The sequence below is a fragment of the Massilia sp. CT11-108 genome, from assembly GCF_047302915.1.
GTDB lineage: Bacteria > Pseudomonadota > Gammaproteobacteria > Burkholderiales > Burkholderiaceae_D > Telluria > Telluria orientalis.
Genome location: NZ_JBKYMO010001119.1, coordinates 1 through 683 on the forward strand (window position 1 = coordinate 1; position 683 = coordinate 683).

The 683-nt window shown below is 70.4% G+C and carries 2 protein-coding genes; both read left to right on the forward strand.

What is annotated here, in order from left to right; translation table 11 throughout:
* On the forward strand, positions 1–357 hold a 357-nt coding region (locus ACEN88_RS33495), incomplete at its 5' end, for a phosphoribosyltransferase family protein (protein WP_413346648.1).
* Positions 329–643, forward strand: a complete 315-nt coding sequence (locus ACEN88_RS33500; protein ID WP_413346649.1) for a hypothetical protein — start codon at positions 329–331, stop codon at positions 641–643. The genes ACEN88_RS33495 and ACEN88_RS33500, both read left to right, overlap by 29 nt.
* Positions 644–683 lie beyond the last annotated feature (40 nt).

Sequence of the window (683 nt, forward strand, 5' to 3'; positions counted from 1 at the left end):
CCCCTCGACCTCGCCGGCCGCAGCGCGATCCTCGTCGACGACGGCGTCGCCACGGGTTCCTCGATGCTGGCCGCCATCGAAGTCGCGCGCCGGCTGGGTCCGCGCGAGCTGGTGCTGGCGATCCCCGTCGCGCCGCCCGACACGGCGGCCGCGCTCGAGGCACGCGTCGACGAACTCGTCTGCCTGTCGACCCCGCCCCACTTCCGCGCCGTCGGCCAGTGGTACGACGCATTCGAACAGACCAGCGACGAGGAAGTGCAGGATTTGCTGGCCACCGCCTGGCATGACGAGGCGGCGGCCAGGGCCAGACCAACCGGAGGAGCCAATCATGAAAAACACGACGGACACAGGCTATGAAATCGCGAAGTGGATCGGCGGTGCCGCTGCCCACGGCGCCCATCGCGAATTCCTCGTGGCGGGGCATGCCGAGCTTGCGCACGAGCAGGACGTCGAGGGCGATGCCGAGCCGCTGTGCGATGGCGAACCCGACCGGGACGCCGCCGCGCGGCAGTGCCAGCACGATGGCGTCCGGATGCCGGGTATGGGCGGCGAGCCGCTGCGCCAGCAGCCGGCCCGCTTCGGTGCGATTCTTGAAATGACGGATGTCGGCCATGATGCGCACGCTTTCAGAGTCCTTCCCTGATCTCGAACCGGGCGCGGCGTGAGCGCGGTCGCGGGCGGCC